Source organism: Streptomyces sp. NRRL F-5650 (genome assembly GCF_000721365.1).
GTDB lineage: Bacteria > Actinomycetota > Actinomycetes > Streptomycetales > Streptomycetaceae > Streptomyces > Streptomyces ardesiacus.
Genome location: NZ_JOGV01000018.1, coordinates 44,146 through 57,608, shown reverse-complemented (window position 1 = coordinate 57,608; position 13,463 = coordinate 44,146). Strand labels below are relative to the sequence as shown.

At 72.6% G+C, this 13,463-nt stretch carries 16 protein-coding genes; 10 read left to right on the top strand and 6 right to left on the bottom strand.

Annotated features, from left to right (window positions below; translation table 11 throughout):
- Genes IG88_RS0118520 through IG88_RS0118490 form a run of 7 tightly spaced genes read left to right on the top strand, consistent with a single transcriptional unit; the run spans window position 1 to window position 3,740 of the window.
- The gene (locus tag IG88_RS0118520; protein ID WP_031042051.1) at window positions 1-264 is read left to right on the top strand and encodes a gas vesicle protein GvpG; all 264 of its coding nucleotides are present in this window, start codon (window positions 1-3) and stop codon (window positions 262-264) included.
- Entirely contained in the window at window positions 261-983 is a 723-nt protein-coding gene (locus tag IG88_RS0118515) for a hypothetical protein (RefSeq protein ID WP_031042049.1), read from the top strand. Before IG88_RS0118520 ends, IG88_RS0118515 begins: the two co-directional genes overlap by 4 nt.
- A complete protein-coding gene (locus tag IG88_RS0118510; RefSeq protein ID WP_031042047.1) occupies window positions 980-2,101 on the top strand; it encodes an SRPBCC family protein in 1,122 nt (373 codons plus the stop codon). The genes IG88_RS0118515 and IG88_RS0118510 overlap by 4 nt, the downstream gene beginning before the upstream one ends.
- Window positions 2,098-2,424 carry a gas vesicle protein gene (locus tag IG88_RS0118505; RefSeq protein ID WP_030400951.1) on the top strand — a complete coding sequence of 109 codons (327 nt, stop codon included), beginning with the start codon at window positions 2,098-2,100 and terminating at the stop codon, window positions 2,422-2,424. Before IG88_RS0118510 ends, IG88_RS0118505 begins: the two co-directional genes overlap by 4 nt.
- Window positions 2,421-3,245, top strand: a complete 825-nt coding sequence (locus IG88_RS0118500) for a GvpL/GvpF family gas vesicle protein (RefSeq protein WP_031042045.1) — start codon at window positions 2,421-2,423, stop codon at window positions 3,243-3,245. Before IG88_RS0118505 ends, IG88_RS0118500 begins: the two co-directional genes overlap by 4 nt.
- Complete coding sequence (locus IG88_RS0118495; protein ID WP_003972471.1) at window positions 3,242-3,424, top strand: gas vesicle protein; 183 nt, start codon at window positions 3,242-3,244, stop codon at window positions 3,422-3,424. The genes IG88_RS0118500 and IG88_RS0118495 overlap by 4 nt, the downstream gene beginning before the upstream one ends.
- Before the next feature lies 1 nt (window position 3,425).
- Window positions 3,426-3,740: a gas vesicle protein K gene (locus IG88_RS0118490; RefSeq protein ID WP_051851952.1), complete on the top strand. Its 315-nt coding sequence runs from the start codon at window positions 3,426-3,428 to the stop codon at window positions 3,738-3,740.
- Window positions 3,741-3,813: 73 nt separating this feature from the next.
- On the opposite strand, the gene IG88_RS0118485 is transcribed toward IG88_RS0118490, so the two are convergent.
- The 3 genes from IG88_RS0118485 to IG88_RS0118475 form a co-directional block, all read right to left on the bottom strand.
- The gene (locus IG88_RS0118485) at window positions 3,814-3,984 is read right to left on the bottom strand and encodes a hypothetical protein (RefSeq protein WP_031042041.1); all 171 of its coding nucleotides are present in this window, start codon (window positions 3,982-3,984) and stop codon (window positions 3,814-3,816) included.
- Window positions 3,985-4,038: 54 nt separating this feature from the next.
- Entirely contained in the window at window positions 4,039-4,860 is an 822-nt protein-coding gene (locus tag IG88_RS0118480; RefSeq protein WP_031042038.1) for a class I SAM-dependent methyltransferase, read from the bottom strand.
- A gap of 129 nt (window positions 4,861-4,989) precedes the next feature.
- On the bottom strand, window positions 4,990-6,495 hold the full coding sequence (locus IG88_RS0118475; protein WP_031042036.1) for a bifunctional phosphatase PAP2/diacylglycerol kinase family protein: 1,506 nt from the start codon (window positions 6,493-6,495) through the stop codon (window positions 4,990-4,992).
- A gap of 123 nt (window positions 6,496-6,618) precedes the next feature.
- Between IG88_RS0118475 and IG88_RS0118470 the strand changes: the two genes are divergently transcribed.
- Window positions 6,619-8,238: an ABC-F family ATP-binding cassette domain-containing protein gene (locus IG88_RS0118470; protein WP_031042034.1), complete on the top strand. Its 1,620-nt coding sequence runs from the start codon at window positions 6,619-6,621 to the stop codon at window positions 8,236-8,238.
- Window positions 8,239-8,254: 16 nt separating this feature from the next.
- On the opposite strand, the gene IG88_RS0118465 is transcribed toward IG88_RS0118470, so the two are convergent.
- A complete protein-coding gene (locus IG88_RS0118465) occupies window positions 8,255-9,376 on the bottom strand; it encodes a Vms1/Ankzf1 family peptidyl-tRNA hydrolase (RefSeq protein ID WP_031042032.1) in 1,122 nt (373 codons plus the stop codon).
- 62 nt (window positions 9,377-9,438) lie between these two features.
- On the opposite strand from IG88_RS0118465, the gene IG88_RS0118460 reads away from it, so the two are divergent.
- Window positions 9,439-9,717, top strand: a complete 279-nt coding sequence (locus tag IG88_RS0118460; protein ID WP_031042030.1) for a DUF6158 family protein — start codon at window positions 9,439-9,441, stop codon at window positions 9,715-9,717.
- A gap of 163 nt (window positions 9,718-9,880) precedes the next feature.
- Here the strand turns inward: IG88_RS0118460 and IG88_RS0118455 are convergent, their stop codons facing one another.
- Both IG88_RS0118455 and IG88_RS0118450 read right to left on the bottom strand, forming a co-directional pair.
- Window positions 9,881-10,423, bottom strand: coding sequence for a type 1 glutamine amidotransferase domain-containing protein (locus tag IG88_RS0118455; RefSeq protein ID WP_031042028.1), 543 nt, complete (start codon window positions 10,421-10,423; stop codon window positions 9,881-9,883).
- A gap of 20 nt (window positions 10,424-10,443) precedes the next feature.
- Complete coding sequence (locus IG88_RS0118450; protein ID WP_031042026.1) at window positions 10,444-10,842, bottom strand: DUF2795 domain-containing protein; 399 nt, start codon at window positions 10,840-10,842, stop codon at window positions 10,444-10,446.
- Between the two features lie 199 nt (window positions 10,843-11,041).
- Here IG88_RS0118450 and IG88_RS0118445 point away from each other — a divergent pair, with 199 nt between their 5' ends.
- Window positions 11,042-13,432, top strand: a complete 2,391-nt coding sequence (locus tag IG88_RS0118445) for an ATP-binding cassette domain-containing protein (RefSeq protein WP_031042025.1) — start codon at window positions 11,042-11,044, stop codon at window positions 13,430-13,432.
- The last annotated feature ends 31 nt before the right edge of the window (window positions 13,433-13,463 follow it).

Below are 13,463 nucleotides of genomic sequence, written 5' to 3'. Positions count from 1 at the left end.
ATGGGACTCATCTCGGAAATCCTCCTGCTGCCGCTCGCCCCGGCGCGCGGCAGTGGCTGGGCCATCAGACAGGTACTCGCGGAGGCCGAGCGGATCTACTACGACCCCGCCACGATACGGGCCGAACTTGCCCGCCTGGAGGAGCAGTTGGAGGCCGGGGAGATCAGCGAGGAGGAGTTCGACCGGCAGGAGGACGAGCTTCTGGACCGGCTGGAGACCGCTACGCGCACGAGCGCGGGATTGGGCAACGGGACGGCACCATGAACCGAATGGGACTGGGCCTCGCGATAGGGGCCGGATATCTGCTGGGACGCACGAAGAAACTGAAACTCGCGGTCGCCGTGGGCACCATGGTGGCCGGCAAGAAGCTGAACCTGACCCCGAAGGGCGTCGCCGAACTGGTCTCCGGGCAACTGCAGAACAACCCGCAGTTCAAGGAGATCGGGGACCAGCTCCGCACGGATCTGCGCGGCGTGGGCAAGGCGGCCTCGGGCGCGATGGTCGAGCGGCAGATGGACGCGCTGGCCGACCGGCTGCACGGGCGTACCGCGCAGGTGCGCGACCAGCTCTCCGGCGTGGCTTCCCGGGCACCCGGCGCCGGGTCCGGGTCCGACGACTCCCGCGACTCCGAGGTCTCGGAGGACTCGGAGCACGACGCGTACGACGAGTACGGGGAGCACGACGAGCACGAGGAGCCGGAGCAGCGCGGGGAGACCGAGGAGGCCGCGGAGGCCGGGGAGGCCGAGGGACCCGACGAGCCGCGGCGGGAGGAGCCGCGCGAGCGGCGCGCGCCGCGCCGTGAGCGGCCGGCCGGGAAGGCTCCGGCCGAGGCGCGGAAGACGGCCCGGAAGGCGCCCGCGAAGAAGTCCGCGGCCAAGGCCCCCGCGAAGAAGGCCGCCGCGAAGCGTGCCCAGCCCGCGAAGAAGACGGCCGCCAAGAAGACGGCCCGTGCCCGGCAGCCGAAGGGCGGTGGTGAGCGATGAGCGGCACCCTGGGATCAGCGGCCTCCGGGGCGAAGGACGCCGCGAAGAAGAACCCGCTGGCCGACGTGGCGCAGAGCGAGGCGGCCGACCGTCTGAAGGCGGAGGTGCAGGACTACCTCGCCGCCCAGGCCACCCGGCTGCTCACCGGCCTCGGCACCAAGCTCGGCGAGACGACCGGCAGGCTCAACGACATCGCCGAGGGCAACAGCCCCGGATTCGCCAAGCTCGCCCTCGACGGCGGACGCAAGCTCGCCGAGGGCAAGAGCCCGATGCGGGCCGCCTTCGAGGTCGGCGCCGGCAAGGTGAAGGACAGCGTGGCCGGCGCCTTCAAGAACCTCGGCGGCGGCAAGGGCGGCAAGAAGGGCGGCGGCGGTCAGAAGCCGACGGTCATCATCGAGTACGTCGACGTCGGTGTACCGCTGCGCACGGCCTACGACCAGTGGACCCAGTACCAGGACTTCAGCACCTTCGCCAAGGGCGTCAAGAGCGCGAACCGCGCCGACGACACGACCTCCGACTGGCAGCTCAAGGTCCTGTGGTCCAACCGGAGCTGGAAGGCGACGACCACCGAGCAGGTGCCCGACGACCGGATCTCCTGGACGTCGGAGGGCGCCAAGGGCTCGACCAAGGGAGTCGTCAGCTTCCACCGGCTCGCCGACAGCCTCACCCGCGTGGTCCTGGTCATCGAGTACTACCCGAGCGGCCTGTTCGAGAAGACCGGCAACATCTGGCGCGCCCAGGGCCGCCGGGCCCGGCTCGACCTCAAGAACTACGTCCGCCACATCACGTTCAAGGGCGAGGCCGACGACGGCTGGCGCGGCGAGATCCGCGACGGCGAGGTCGTCCGCAGCCACGAGGACGCCGTGGCGCAGGAGGAAGAGGACCGGGAGGACCGGCAGGACGGCCCGGAGCAGGAGCGGGAACCCGGCGACGACACGTACGACGACGGCTACGAGGAGGAGCCCGAGGACGAGGAAGCGCCGGAGGGCGAGCCCGAGGAGGGCTACGATGAGGAGCCGGAGGAGGACGAGTACGAAGAAGAAGAGGAAGAGCCCGGGGAGGACGAGTACGCGTCCCGTGAGGAGTACGAGGACGCCGAGGGCGGGAGCCGTCGATGACCACGCCCAGCCGGTTGCCCGAACCCTACGGCCAGGGACAGAGCGCCAACCTCGCCGACATCCTGGAGCGGGTGCTCGACAAGGGCGTCGTGATCGCGGGCGACATCAAGATCAACCTGCTCGACATCGAACTGCTGACCATCAAGCTGCGCCTCGTCGTGGCTTCCGTCGACAAGGCCAAGGAGATGGGCATCGACTGGTGGGAGAGCGACCCCGCACTGTCCTCGCGCGCCCGGCACGACGAACTCACCCGGGAGAACGCGGCGCTGCGCGAACGCCTGCGTGAGCTGGACCCGGGCCGTGTACCGAGGGAGGCACCGTGACCGGACTGCGCTACGTCTACGCTGTCTGCCGCCCCTTCGACACACCCCTGCAGGCCCAGCTCAACGGGGTGGCGGGCGACCCTCCCCGGCTGCTGCCGCACGGCGACCTGGTCGCCGTGGTCAGCCATGTGCCCGAGGCGGACTTCGGCGAGGAGGCGCTGCGCGCCCACCTGGAGGACCTGGACTGGCTGACCGCCACCGCCCGCGCCCACCAGCAGGTCGTCGACGCCCTCACCGCCGTGACCACCCCGCTGCCGCTCCGGCTGGCCACCGTCTTCCGGGACGACAGCGGCGTACGCGTGATGCTGGAGGAACGCGAGGCGGCCTTCCGGCGCACGCTCGACCGCCTGGACGGGCGGGTGGAGTGGGGCGTGAAGGTGTACGTCGAGCAGGAGCGGACGGACCAGGCGGACTCCGGGCGGTCCGCCGCGCCGGCCGAGCCCGAGCAGAAGCCCGTGTCCGGCCGGGACTACCTGCGCCGCCGGCGCCGGCAGTCCCGGGCCAACGAGGACCTGTGGAGCCGGGCCGAGGAATTCGCCACCGGTCTGCACCGGACGCTCTCCGGCCGGGCCGACGACGCGCGGCTGCACGCGCCGCAGAATCCCCGCCTTTCCGGGGCCGCCGGACGGAACGTGCTCAACGCCGCCTATCTGGTGGGCCGCGACGCTTCCGAGGAATTCGTCGAAATGGTGGACCGTACGAAGGACGGCGTCCCCGGAATCAGGGTGGAACTCACCGGTCCCTGGGCGGCCTATTCCTTCGCCGGAGAGCAGGCCGGGGCGGAAGAGGGCGCCGGAGAGAAGGCGGGGGAGGACTCATGACCGTCGTGGAGCGCCGGGAGATCGCCCTGGTGGACCTGCTCGACCGGCTGCTGGCCGGCGGGGTGGTCATCACCGGCGACGTCACGCTGCGCATCGCGGACGTCGACCTGGTCCGCATCGACCTGAACGCGCTGATCAGCTCGGTCAACCGCAACGTCCCCTCGCCGTTCGGGGACTGACATGACCGAACTCCCCGCGCGTGCCGAACCGCCCGAGCCCGGCAACCGCCGCCTCGACCTGGACCCCGACACGGTCGAGCGCGACCTGATCAAGCTGGTGCTGACCGTCGTCGAGCTGCTGCGCCAGCTCATGGAGCGCCAGGCGCTGCGCCGCGTCGACGAGGGCGATCTCAGTGAGGACCAGGAGGAGCGGATCGGGCTCACCCTGATGCTCCTCGACGACCGCATGACCGAACTGCGCGACCGCTACGGACTGCGGCCCGAGGACCTGAACCTGGACCTCGGGCCGCTGGGACCGCTGCTGCCCCGGGAGTGATCAGCACTCCCGGGGCAGCGGCCTCGTCACCGTGTGTCGGTCACCTGTCGTCAGTCAGTCGGTCATCGGTCGTTCACCACCGGTACCAGCGGCCCCTTCCGCCACCGGTCTTCGTCCCGCGGGCCAGGAAACCGATCAGCCACAGGACCAGGACCGCCAGAGCGATCCACCAGAGAACCTTCACCGCGAATCCGACGCCGAAAAGGACGATCGCGAGAAGCAGTACGAGCAGAAGCGGAACCATGATGTCGAACCTCCTGCCGTACTGGTTTCCCGGAATTCTCCGAACAGGCGCCAATCACGCTTCTTTCCGGCACAGAATTTCTCCGTGCAGGACGGCGAACCAGCCTTCCGGCTGCTTTCCCCACTCCCGCCAGGCGGCCGAGACGGCCCGCAGTTGCTCCCGCGTCGCATGACCGCCCCCGGTGGCGCGCTCCGCGTACGCCGACGCCAGGGTCCGGTCCGCCCACAGGCCGCTCCACCACTCCCGCTCCTCGGGCGTGGCGAAGGTCCAGGTGGCCGAGGTCGCCGTGACGTCGGTGAACCCGGCCTCCAGCGCCCAGGCCCTCAGCCGGCGCCCGGCGTCCGGCTCGCCCCCGTTGGCGCGGGCCACCCGGCGGTACAGGTCCAGCCAGTCGTCCATGCCCGCCGACGCGGGGAACCAGGTCATGGCGCCGTAGTCGGAGTCCCGCACGGCGACGATCCCGTTCGGCCGGACGACGCGCTTCATCTCCCGCAACGCCCGCACCGGATCGCCCACGTGCTGGAGCACCTGGTGCGCGTGGACCACGCAGAAGGTGTCGTCCGGGTAGTCCAGCGCGTGCACGTCGGCGACGGCGAAGCCGGTGTTGTCCAGGCCGCGCGCGGCGGCCGTGGCCCGGGCCGTCGCCACGATCTCCGGGGCCCGGTCCACGCCGGTGACGTGGCCGTCCGGCACCAGCTCCGCCAGGTCGGCGGTGATGGTGCCGGGGCCGCAGCCGACGTCCAGGATCCGCATGTGCGGCCGCAGCGACCCCAGCAGGTAGGCGGCGGAGTTCTCGGCGGTGCGCCAGGTGTGCGAGCGCAGTACGGACTCGTGGTGCCCGTGGGTGTAGACGGCGGTCTCCTGCGGCTTCGGCATGGTGGATCCCCTCTCCGGACGGTTCCGTCACGGTACGCCCGGCTGCCGCATGGTGAGACATGTGTTTTACGATGTGGACTGACACACCGTCAGGGCAGGCGTGGCGGGAGGCCGTCGGGGGAGGGGCCGTCAGGACAGCAGTCCGCCGCCGGGCAGCGGGCGGTACACCGTCAGCGCCTCGGGCAGCTTCTCCAGCGTCAGGTCGCCCTCGGTCTCGGTCAGTTCACCGTCGTACGCCATCAGCGTCCCGGGCGCGACCCCCGACAGGCGCAGCCGGGGCACCTGCACCGCCGCGTGGGCGGGGGAGCGGGTCAGCGGTCCCGCGAGGGCGGCGGAGAGCAGCCGCAGGGCGGGCCGGCTTCCTCCGTGCACCACCCGCACGTCCAACTGGCCGTCCGCCAGGTCGAGCCGGCGCCCCGAGGCGAGCCCCCGGCGGTGATAGGTGCCGTTGCCCGCGAACAGCATCCACAGCGGACGCCTGCGGCCGCGCACCTCGGCCTCCAGGGGATGCCGGTCGGCGCGCAGCACCCGCACGGCCGCCAGCACCCCGGCCGGCCAGCCGCCGATCCGGGGCGACCAGCGCTCCCGCTCGTGGACCAGCTCCGGGTAGACGCCGAGGCTGAAGGTGTTCAGGAAGACGCCGCGCCGCGCGCCGGAGGCGAACCGGCCCACGTCCACCCGCACCCCCTCGCCCCGCTCCAGCGCCCCGCACAGATCCCGTACGTCCTCCACGCCCAGGTCGTAGGCGAAGTGGTTGAGCGTGCCGCCGGGCAGGACCGCCAGGGGCAGGCCGTGGCGGAGCGCGACCTCGGCCGCCGCGTTCACGGTGCCGTCGCCGCCGCAGACGCCGAGCACCCGGGCGTGTCCGGCCGCCTTCTCCAGCTCGGCCCCCACGTCCTCCGGCTCGCACTCGACGACCTCGGCGTCGGGCAGCGCGTCGCACAGGGACCGCACCCGGTCCGAGGTGCCCGAGCCGATGTTGGCGACCATGACGAGACCCTCGCCGCCGGGCAGCGCCGGCACCTCGGCACGCGGCCGGGCCGGCGGGACGTGCTGGGCCCGCGTCGGCACCAGCCCCCGTACGGCGAAGGCGGCGCCCGCCCCGAGCGCCGCGCCGGCCAGGACGTCGCTCGGGAAGTGGACACCGGTGTAGACCCGGGACAGGGCGACCGCGGCCGCCACCGGGGCGACCGCCGCACCCCACGCCGGGGACTCCAGCGCGACACCGGTCGCGAACGCGGCGGCCGACGCGGCGTGCCCGGACGGGAAGGACGTCGTGATCGGCTGCCGCTTGAGCCGGCGCACCAGCGGAACCGGGTCGAGGACCGGCCGGGTCCGGCGCACCGAACGCTTGCCGAGGGTGTTGATCGTCAGCGAGGCCAGGCCCAGCGAGGCCAGTCCCCGGGCGGCGGCCCGACGGGCCCTCGGGGTGCGGGTCGCGGCCAGCGCGGCGCCCGCCGCGAACCACAGCACTCCGTGGTTGGCGCTGCGGCTCAACCGGGGCAGCAGGGGGTCGGCGCCCGGCCAGGAGCGGTTGGCGACGGCCTCGAACAGCCGCTGGTCCAGCCGCAGGAAGCCGGTGCGCAGGGGGTGCGGGCCGGGCGTCGGGGCGGTGAGGTCTACGTCGGGACTCATGGCTCCCACCTACCCCGCGGACGGTGTTTCCTGCCGTGGCGTTCCCCACGTGCCGCGGGTCCCCCGTCCCCCTGCCGAAAACGGTTTGCCCGGAGCCGGGCCGGAGCCGCAGAATCCGGTCCCATGGGTCACCTCGAAGCCGCCCACCTGGAGTACAACCTCCCCGACGGGAGGACGCTGCTCGGCGACGTCTCCTTCCGGGTGGGGGAGGGGGCCGTCGTGGCCCTCGTCGGACCCAACGGCGCGGGCAAGACCACCCTGCTGCGCCTGCTGGCCGGCGAGCTGAAGCCGCACGGCGGCTCCGTCACCGTCACCGGCGGCCTCGGCGTCATGCGCCAGTTCGTCGGCTCCGTACGGGACGAGACGACCGTGCGCGACCTGCTGGTGTCCGTGGCACAGCCGAGGATCCGCGAGGCCGCCCGCGCCGTCGACGCCGCCGAGCACGCGATCATGACGGTCGACGACGAGGCCGCCCAGCTCGCCTACGCGCAGGCGCTCTCCGACTGGGCCGAGGCGCGCGGGTACGAGGCCGAGACCCTGTGGGACATCTGCACCACCGCCGCGCTCGGGATGCCGTACGACAAGGCCCAGTGGCGACAGGTGCGCACCCTCTCCGGCGGTGAGCAGAAGCGCCTCGTGCTCGAGGCCCTGCTCCGCGGCACCGACGAGGTGCTGCTGCTCGACGAGCCGGACAACTACCTCGACGTGCCCGGCAAGCGCTGGCTGGAGGAGCGGCTCGCCGAGACCCGCAAGACCGTGCTGTTCGTCTCCCACGACCGGGAGCTGCTGGCCCGCGCCGCGCAGAAGATCGTCTCCGTCGAGCCCGGACCCGCCGGCGCCGACGCCTGGGTGCACGGCGGCGGCTTCGACTCCTTCCACGAGGCCCGCCGGGAACGCTTCGCCCGCTTCGAGGAGCTGCGCCGCCGCTGGGACGAGAAGCACGCCCAGCTCAAGAAGCTGGTGCTGACGCTGCGCCAGGCCGCCGCGGTCAGCCACGACATGGCCTCCCGCTACGCCGCCGCCCAGACCCGGCTGCGCAAGTTCGAGGAGGCCGGACCGCCGCCCGAGCCGCCGCGCGAGCAGGACATCAGGATGCGCCTGAAGGGCGGCCGCACCGGCGTGCGCGCCGTCACCTGCGAGCAACTGGAACTCACCGGCCTGATGAAACCCTTCGACCTGGAGGTCTTCTACGGCGAACGGGTCGCGGTCCTCGGCTCCAACGGCTCCGGCAAGTCGCACTTCCTGCGGCTGCTGGCCGGCGACGACGTGGCGCACACCGGGGCGTGGAAGCTCGGGGCGCGCGTGGTCCCCGGCCACTTCGCGCAGACCCACGCCCACCCCGAACTGCTCGGCCGCACCCTCCTGGACATCCTGTGGACCGAGCACTCCCAGGACCGGGGCGCCGCCATGTCACGGCTGCGCCGCTACGAACTGACCCAGCAGGCCGAGCAGCCCTTCGACCGGCTCTCCGGCGGCCAGCAGGCCCGCTTCCAGATCCTGCTGCTCGAACTCCAGGGCGTCACCGCCCTGCTCCTGGACGAGCCCACCGACAACCTCGACCTGGAATCGGCCGAAGCCCTCCAGGAGGGCCTGGAGGGCTTCGAGGGCACGGTCCTCGCGGTCACCCACGACCGCTGGTTCGCCCGCTCCTTCGACCGGTACCTGGTCTTCGGCAGCGACGGGCGCGTGCGCGAGACGCCGGAACCGGTCTGGGACGAACGGCGGGTCGAGCGGGCGCGCTGAGCCCGCCCGGCCCGCGTCACTTCCAGCGCAGCAGCGCCCCCAGGCCGCCCACCGGCGCCTTCCGGGCGGTCTCCGGCGGCTGCACCGGCGTCACCGAGATCGCGGGCGCGCCGGTCATCACCGCCGAGCGGAGCAGGGCGTCGTCCGCACGGGCCGACCAGGAGTTCTGCTCGCCCAGCGTCTTCAGCTCGGTGCGGCGCACCGCCACCTGGTCGGCGTCCTCGCCGATCCACACCTCGCGGTGCGTGTCGGGGGCGTCCGGGATCACCAGCAGCTCGTCGATGCGGTGCTCCCGGGCCGCCTCGACCAGCGCCGGCACGCCCTCGGCCGCGCCGGCCCGGCCCTCGTCGTCGGGCGACCTGGCCGCCAGGAACCGGTCCAGGTCCTGCCGGGCACGGCTGCGGACGTGCTCCTCGCGCAGCCCCTCCACGTCGTCGTCCAGCAGCCTGCTGCCGGCGCCGCGCGAGGCCTCGGCGACGCGTTCCCGCAGGCGGTCGGGGAGCCGCTCGTGCACCGAACGCCGCTCCCGGTCGTCGCCCACCAGGATCAGCAGGTCGGCGCCGGTCTCCTCCTGGCACACGGCGAGCGCGTCCGCGATCTCCGCCGCGTTGTGCTCCCAGGTGTTCTCCACCCGGAGCTGGAAGTGGCGCTCCGACCAGTCCGCGCTGCTCGTACGGTGCACCGGCCACTGCCGGCCGGTCACACCGCCCGCGTCGGAGCTGCCCAGCGCGCTGCGCAGCTCGAAGTCGGCGCCCTTGCGGTCGATGTACGCCACCACGCACACCGGGTCCTCGCCGGCCAGGTCCAGCAGCGGCGTGACGTGCGGCAGCGGGGCCCAGTCGGCGGTCGTCCCGCCGTAGGGCGGCCGGGCCAGCGGCGGATCGAGGACCACCTGCCCGGCACACGCGAACAGGGCCCGCCCGTGCGGATCGGTCGCGTGCCGCAGCTCGTCCACCGCCTCCCGCACCGCCCGGCAGGTGGCCTCGTCGGCGCCCTGCTCCGCCAGCTCCCGGGCCACCGCGGCGGCCGTCAGCTCGCGCTCGTGGGGGGTGTCCTCCGTGTGGCGGGAGAGGTCGACGTAGACGGAGGCCCAGGGTCCCTGGTGCTCGTAGAGGGGATGCAGAAACGCGAGGTCCATGTGGCTGCCCTCCCGGGTGCCGCTCGGGGGTGGTAGTGCTGCGGGGCGGGTACCCGGGACGCATGAACGAACACGACACGCGGGGCGGCACCATGACCGGAGTGGACCCGGGCCGCCTGGACGACCAGCAGTTGATGAAAGAGCTGGAGACCATCCACCGCACGCGCCACGACACCCTCCTGTACGGGTCGAACGACGCGCTGCGGGCCCACAACGACCGGATGGCCCGGCTCGAGGGCGAATGGCTGCGCCGCAACCCCCGGCGCCCGGTGGCCGCCGGCCGCACCCGCGAGGGCGCCCGGGAACGCGGCTGCGGGCAGGGCGCCGCGCCCGGCGGCTGAGCACGACGGCGGGCCACCGTCGGTCGCCCGCCGGTGGCCCGTCGTCGTGCTGTTCCCGTCGTGCTGTTCCCGTCGTGCTGTTCCCCGCCCCTCCCGGCCTGGGCGGTCCCCCTCTCCGGGCCTGGGCCCCGGGCGGTCTCCCGGGGCCCCGGCTGTCCAGATCTCAGCCGGCCGCCTTGGCGAACTCCGCGAGGTAGGTCTGGCAGAACGCCTTGAGGTCGTCCGGCTTGCGGCTGGTGACCAGGACGTTGCTGCCCCCGTCGCAGACCTTGACCTGCTCGTCGACCCAGGTGGCGCCCGCGTTGCGCAGGTCGGTCCGCAGACTGGGCCACGAGGTCAGGGTGCGGCCGCGCACGACGTCCGCCTCGACGAGCGTCCACGGTGCGTGGCAGATGGCGGCCACCGGCCGGCCCTGCTCGAAGAAGTCCCTGACGAACGCCACGGCCTTCTCGTCCGTCCGCAGGAAGTCGGGGTTGGCCACCCCGCCGGGCAGGACCAGGCCGCCGAAGGAGTCGGCGGACGTGTCACCCACCACCTCGTCGACCGGGAACGTGTCCGCCTTGTCGAGGTGGTTGAAGCCCTGGATCTCGCCGGACTGCGTGGAGACGAGCACGGGCTCGTGCCCGGCGTCCTTCGCCGCCTGCCACGGCTCGGTCAGTTCCACCTGTTCCACGCCCTCGGGCGCGGTGAGGAATGCGATGCGCATGGAGTTCGGACTCCCTTCCTTCATGTACCGGACGGACCGGACGGGCCGCTCTCGGTGAGGGCCACCGCCAGCTCCTGGACGTTGTCGTAGCGCGCCTCGTGCGGCAGCCGGTCGAGCCCTTCGACGAGGGCATCCGGCGCGTTTCCGCGACGCAGCGCGCGGGTCAGTTCCCGCGGTCCCGCGGGGAAGCTGCCCCGGGTCAGGTTCCGGGCCAGCTCGAGGCGCAGGGACTCCAGGTAGGTCGGGCCGCGGCCCGGTGTCACCGGTCCGTACATGACGTCCGGGTCGTCCTCGGCGGCCGGCTCCGGGTCGTTCCACTCCTCGCTGCGGGTGGGGTGCCCGGACCTGAGCAGACCCTGCAGTTCGTGCTTCATCTCGTCGTCGCGGTGGACGCTCATCCGGTCGCTGCCTCGCTGCATGTCTCCCTCCACATCCTCAGGGGGTGCCGACCGCGTACCCGGACACCGCGGGCCGACACGGATTCCCCCGGACGGGTACGTTCCGATTTCCGCCGGATCAGGAATCGAGAAGCGTGGGCGGCCGTGCCCCCTCTAGCGTGTGACCACCGAGGCACCGAGGGCGTCGTCCTTCAGCGGGCCCCCGACGGATGGAGACACGATGAGCAGCGCCAAGAGGCCGGGCACGCCGGGGCCCGGATCGCACGTCGCCGACAGCCACGACCTGATCCGCGTGCACGGCGCCCGCGAGAACAACCTCAAGGACGTCAGCGTCGAGATTCCCAAGCGCCGGCTGACGGTGTTCACCGGGGTCTCCGGCTCGGGCAAGAGCTCGCTGGTGTTCAACACCATCGCCGCCGAGTCGCAGCGGCTGATCAACGAGACCTACAGCGCGTTCGTCCAGGGCTTCATGCCCACCCTCGCGCGCCCCGAGGTGGACGTCCTGGAGGGTCTGACCACCGCGATCATCGTGGACCAGCAGCGGATGGGCGCCGATCCCCGCTCCACCGTCGGCACCGCCACCGACGTCAACGCGATGCTGCGCATCCTCTTCAGCCGCCTCGGCGACCCGCACATCGGGCCGCCCAGCGCGTACTCCTTCAACACCGCCTCGGTCCGGGCCAGCGGCGCGATCACCGTCGAGCGGGGCGACAAGAAGGCGGTGAAGGCGACCTTCCGGCGCACCGGCGGCATGTGCACGCACTGCGAGGGCCGCGGCACCGTTTCCGACATCGACCTCTCCCAGCTCTACGACGACTCCAAGTCGCTCGCCGAGGGCGCCTTCACCATCCCCGGCTGGAAGTCGGACAGCCAGTGGACCGTGCAGGTCTACGCCCAGTCCGGCTTCGTCGACCCGGACAAGCCGATCCGCGAGTACACCGACCGGGAACTGCGGGACTTCCTGTACGGCGAACCGGTCAAGGTGAAGGTCAACGGCGTCAACCTCACCTACGAAGGGCTCATCCCCAAGGTCCAGAAGTCGTTCCTGTCCAAGGACAAGGAGGCGCTGCAGCCGCACATCAGGGCCTTCGTGGAGCGGGCCGTCACCTTCACCACCTGCCCCGAGTGCGAGGGCACCCGGCTCAGCGAGGGTGCGCGCTCGTCGCGGATCGGGAAGATCAGCATCGCCGACGCCTGCGCCATGGAGATCCGGGACCTGGCCGAGTGGGTCCGCGAGCTGGACCAGCCGTCGGTCGCACCGCTGCTCACCGCCCTGCGGGACACCCTCGACTCCTTCGTGGAGATCGGCCTCGGCTATCTCTCCCTCGACCGGCCCGCGGGCACCCTGTCCGGCGGCGAGGCCCAGCGCGTCAAGATGATCCGCCACCTCGGCTCCTCGCTCACCGACACCACCTACGTCTTCGACGAGCCCACCGTCGGACTGCACCCCCACGACATCCAGCGGATGAACGACCTGCTGCTGCGCCTGCGGGACAAGGGCAACACGGTCCTCGTCGTCGAGCACAAGCCGGAGGCGATCGCCGTCGCCGACCACGTGGTCGACCTGGGCCCCGGCGCCGGCACCGCGGGCGGCACCGTCTGCTTCGAGGGCACCGTCGAGGAACTGCGGGCCGCCGACACCGTCACCGGCCGCCACTTCGACGACCGGGCCGCCCTCAAGGAGACCGTCCGCAGGCCCACCGGCGCCCTGGAGATCCGCGGCGCCCGCACCCACAACCTCCAGGACGTCGACGTGGACGTCCCGCTCGGCGTCCTGTGCGTGGTCACCGGCGTGGCGGGCTCCGGCAAGAGCTCCCTGATCCACGGCTCGGTCCCGCCCGGCGCCGACGTCGTATCGGTCGACCAGAGCCCCATCAAGGGCTCCCGGCGCAGCAACCCGGCGACCTACACCGGACTGCTCGACCCGATCCGCAAGGCCTTCGCCAAGGCCAACGGCGTCAAGCCGGCCCTCTTCAGCGCCAACTCCGAGGGCGCCTGCCCCACCTGCAACGGCGCCGGGGTCCTCTACACCGACCTGGCGATGATGGCCGGCGTCGCCACCCCTTGCGAGGACTGCGAGGGCAAGCGGTTCCAGCCCGCCGTGCTGGAGTACCGGTTCGGCGGCCGGGACATCAGCGAGGTGCTCGCGATGCCGGTGGACCGGGCCGAGGAGTTCTTCGGCGCGGGGGAGGCGCGCGTCCCGGCCGCGCACCGGATCCTCCAGCGGCTCTCCGACGTCGGCCTCGGTTACCTCACCCTGGGCCAGCCGCTGACCACCCTCTCCGGCGGCGAACGGCAGCGGCTCAAGCTCGCCACGCACATGGGCGAGAAGGGCGGCGTGTACGTCCTCGACGAGCCCACCACCGGACTCCACCTCGCCGACGTCGAGCAACTGCTCGGCCTGCTCGACCGCCTCGTCGACGCCGGGAAGTCGGTCATCGTCATCGAGCACCACCAGGCCGTCATGGCGCACGCCGACTGGATCATCGACCTCGGCCCGGGCGCCGGGCACGACGGCGGCCGGGTCGTCTTCGAGGGCACCCCCGCCGCCCTCGTCGCCGACCGCTCCACCCTCACCGGCGAGCACCTCGCGGCCTACGTCGGCGCCTGACGACGCGGGAGGCCCACGGCGCCGGAACCGC

Excerpts from the sequence above, each read along its gene's own strand:
- IG88_RS0118520 (WP_031042051.1), top strand. The coding sequence starts at position 1 with ATGGGACTCATCTCGGAAATCCTCCTGCTGCCGCTCGCCCCGGCGCGC.
- IG88_RS0118515 (WP_031042049.1), top strand. The coding sequence starts at position 261 with ATGAACCGAATGGGACTGGGCCTCGCGATAGGGGCCGGATATCTGCTG.
- IG88_RS0118510 (WP_031042047.1), top strand. The coding sequence starts at position 980 with ATGAGCGGCACCCTGGGATCAGCGGCCTCCGGGGCGAAGGACGCCGCG.
- IG88_RS0118505 (WP_030400951.1), top strand. The coding sequence starts at position 2,098 with ATGACCACGCCCAGCCGGTTGCCCGAACCCTACGGCCAGGGACAGAGC.
- IG88_RS0118495 (WP_003972471.1), top strand. The coding sequence starts at position 3,242 with ATGACCGTCGTGGAGCGCCGGGAGATCGCCCTGGTGGACCTGCTCGAC.
- IG88_RS0118490 (WP_051851952.1), top strand. The coding sequence starts at position 3,426 with ATGACCGAACTCCCCGCGCGTGCCGAACCGCCCGAGCCCGGCAACCGC.
- IG88_RS0118485 (WP_031042041.1), bottom strand. The coding sequence starts at position 3,984 with ATGGTTCCGCTTCTGCTCGTACTGCTTCTCGCGATCGTCCTTTTCGGC.
- IG88_RS0118480 (WP_031042038.1), bottom strand. The coding sequence starts at position 4,860 with ATGCCGAAGCCGCAGGAGACCGCCGTCTACACCCACGGGCACCACGAG.
- IG88_RS0118475 (WP_031042036.1), bottom strand. The coding sequence starts at position 6,495 with ATGAGTCCCGACGTAGACCTCACCGCCCCGACGCCCGGCCCGCACCCC.
- IG88_RS0118470 (WP_031042034.1), top strand. The coding sequence starts at position 6,619 with ATGGGTCACCTCGAAGCCGCCCACCTGGAGTACAACCTCCCCGACGGG.
- IG88_RS0118465 (WP_031042032.1), bottom strand. The coding sequence starts at position 9,376 with ATGGACCTCGCGTTTCTGCATCCCCTCTACGAGCACCAGGGACCCTGG.
- IG88_RS0118460 (WP_031042030.1), top strand. The coding sequence starts at position 9,439 with ATGAACGAACACGACACGCGGGGCGGCACCATGACCGGAGTGGACCCG.
- IG88_RS0118455 (WP_031042028.1), bottom strand. The coding sequence starts at position 10,423 with ATGCGCATCGCATTCCTCACCGCGCCCGAGGGCGTGGAACAGGTGGAA.
- IG88_RS0118450 (WP_031042026.1), bottom strand. The coding sequence starts at position 10,842 with ATGCAGCGAGGCAGCGACCGGATGAGCGTCCACCGCGACGACGAGATG.
- IG88_RS0118445 (WP_031042025.1), top strand. The coding sequence starts at position 11,042 with ATGAGCAGCGCCAAGAGGCCGGGCACGCCGGGGCCCGGATCGCACGTC.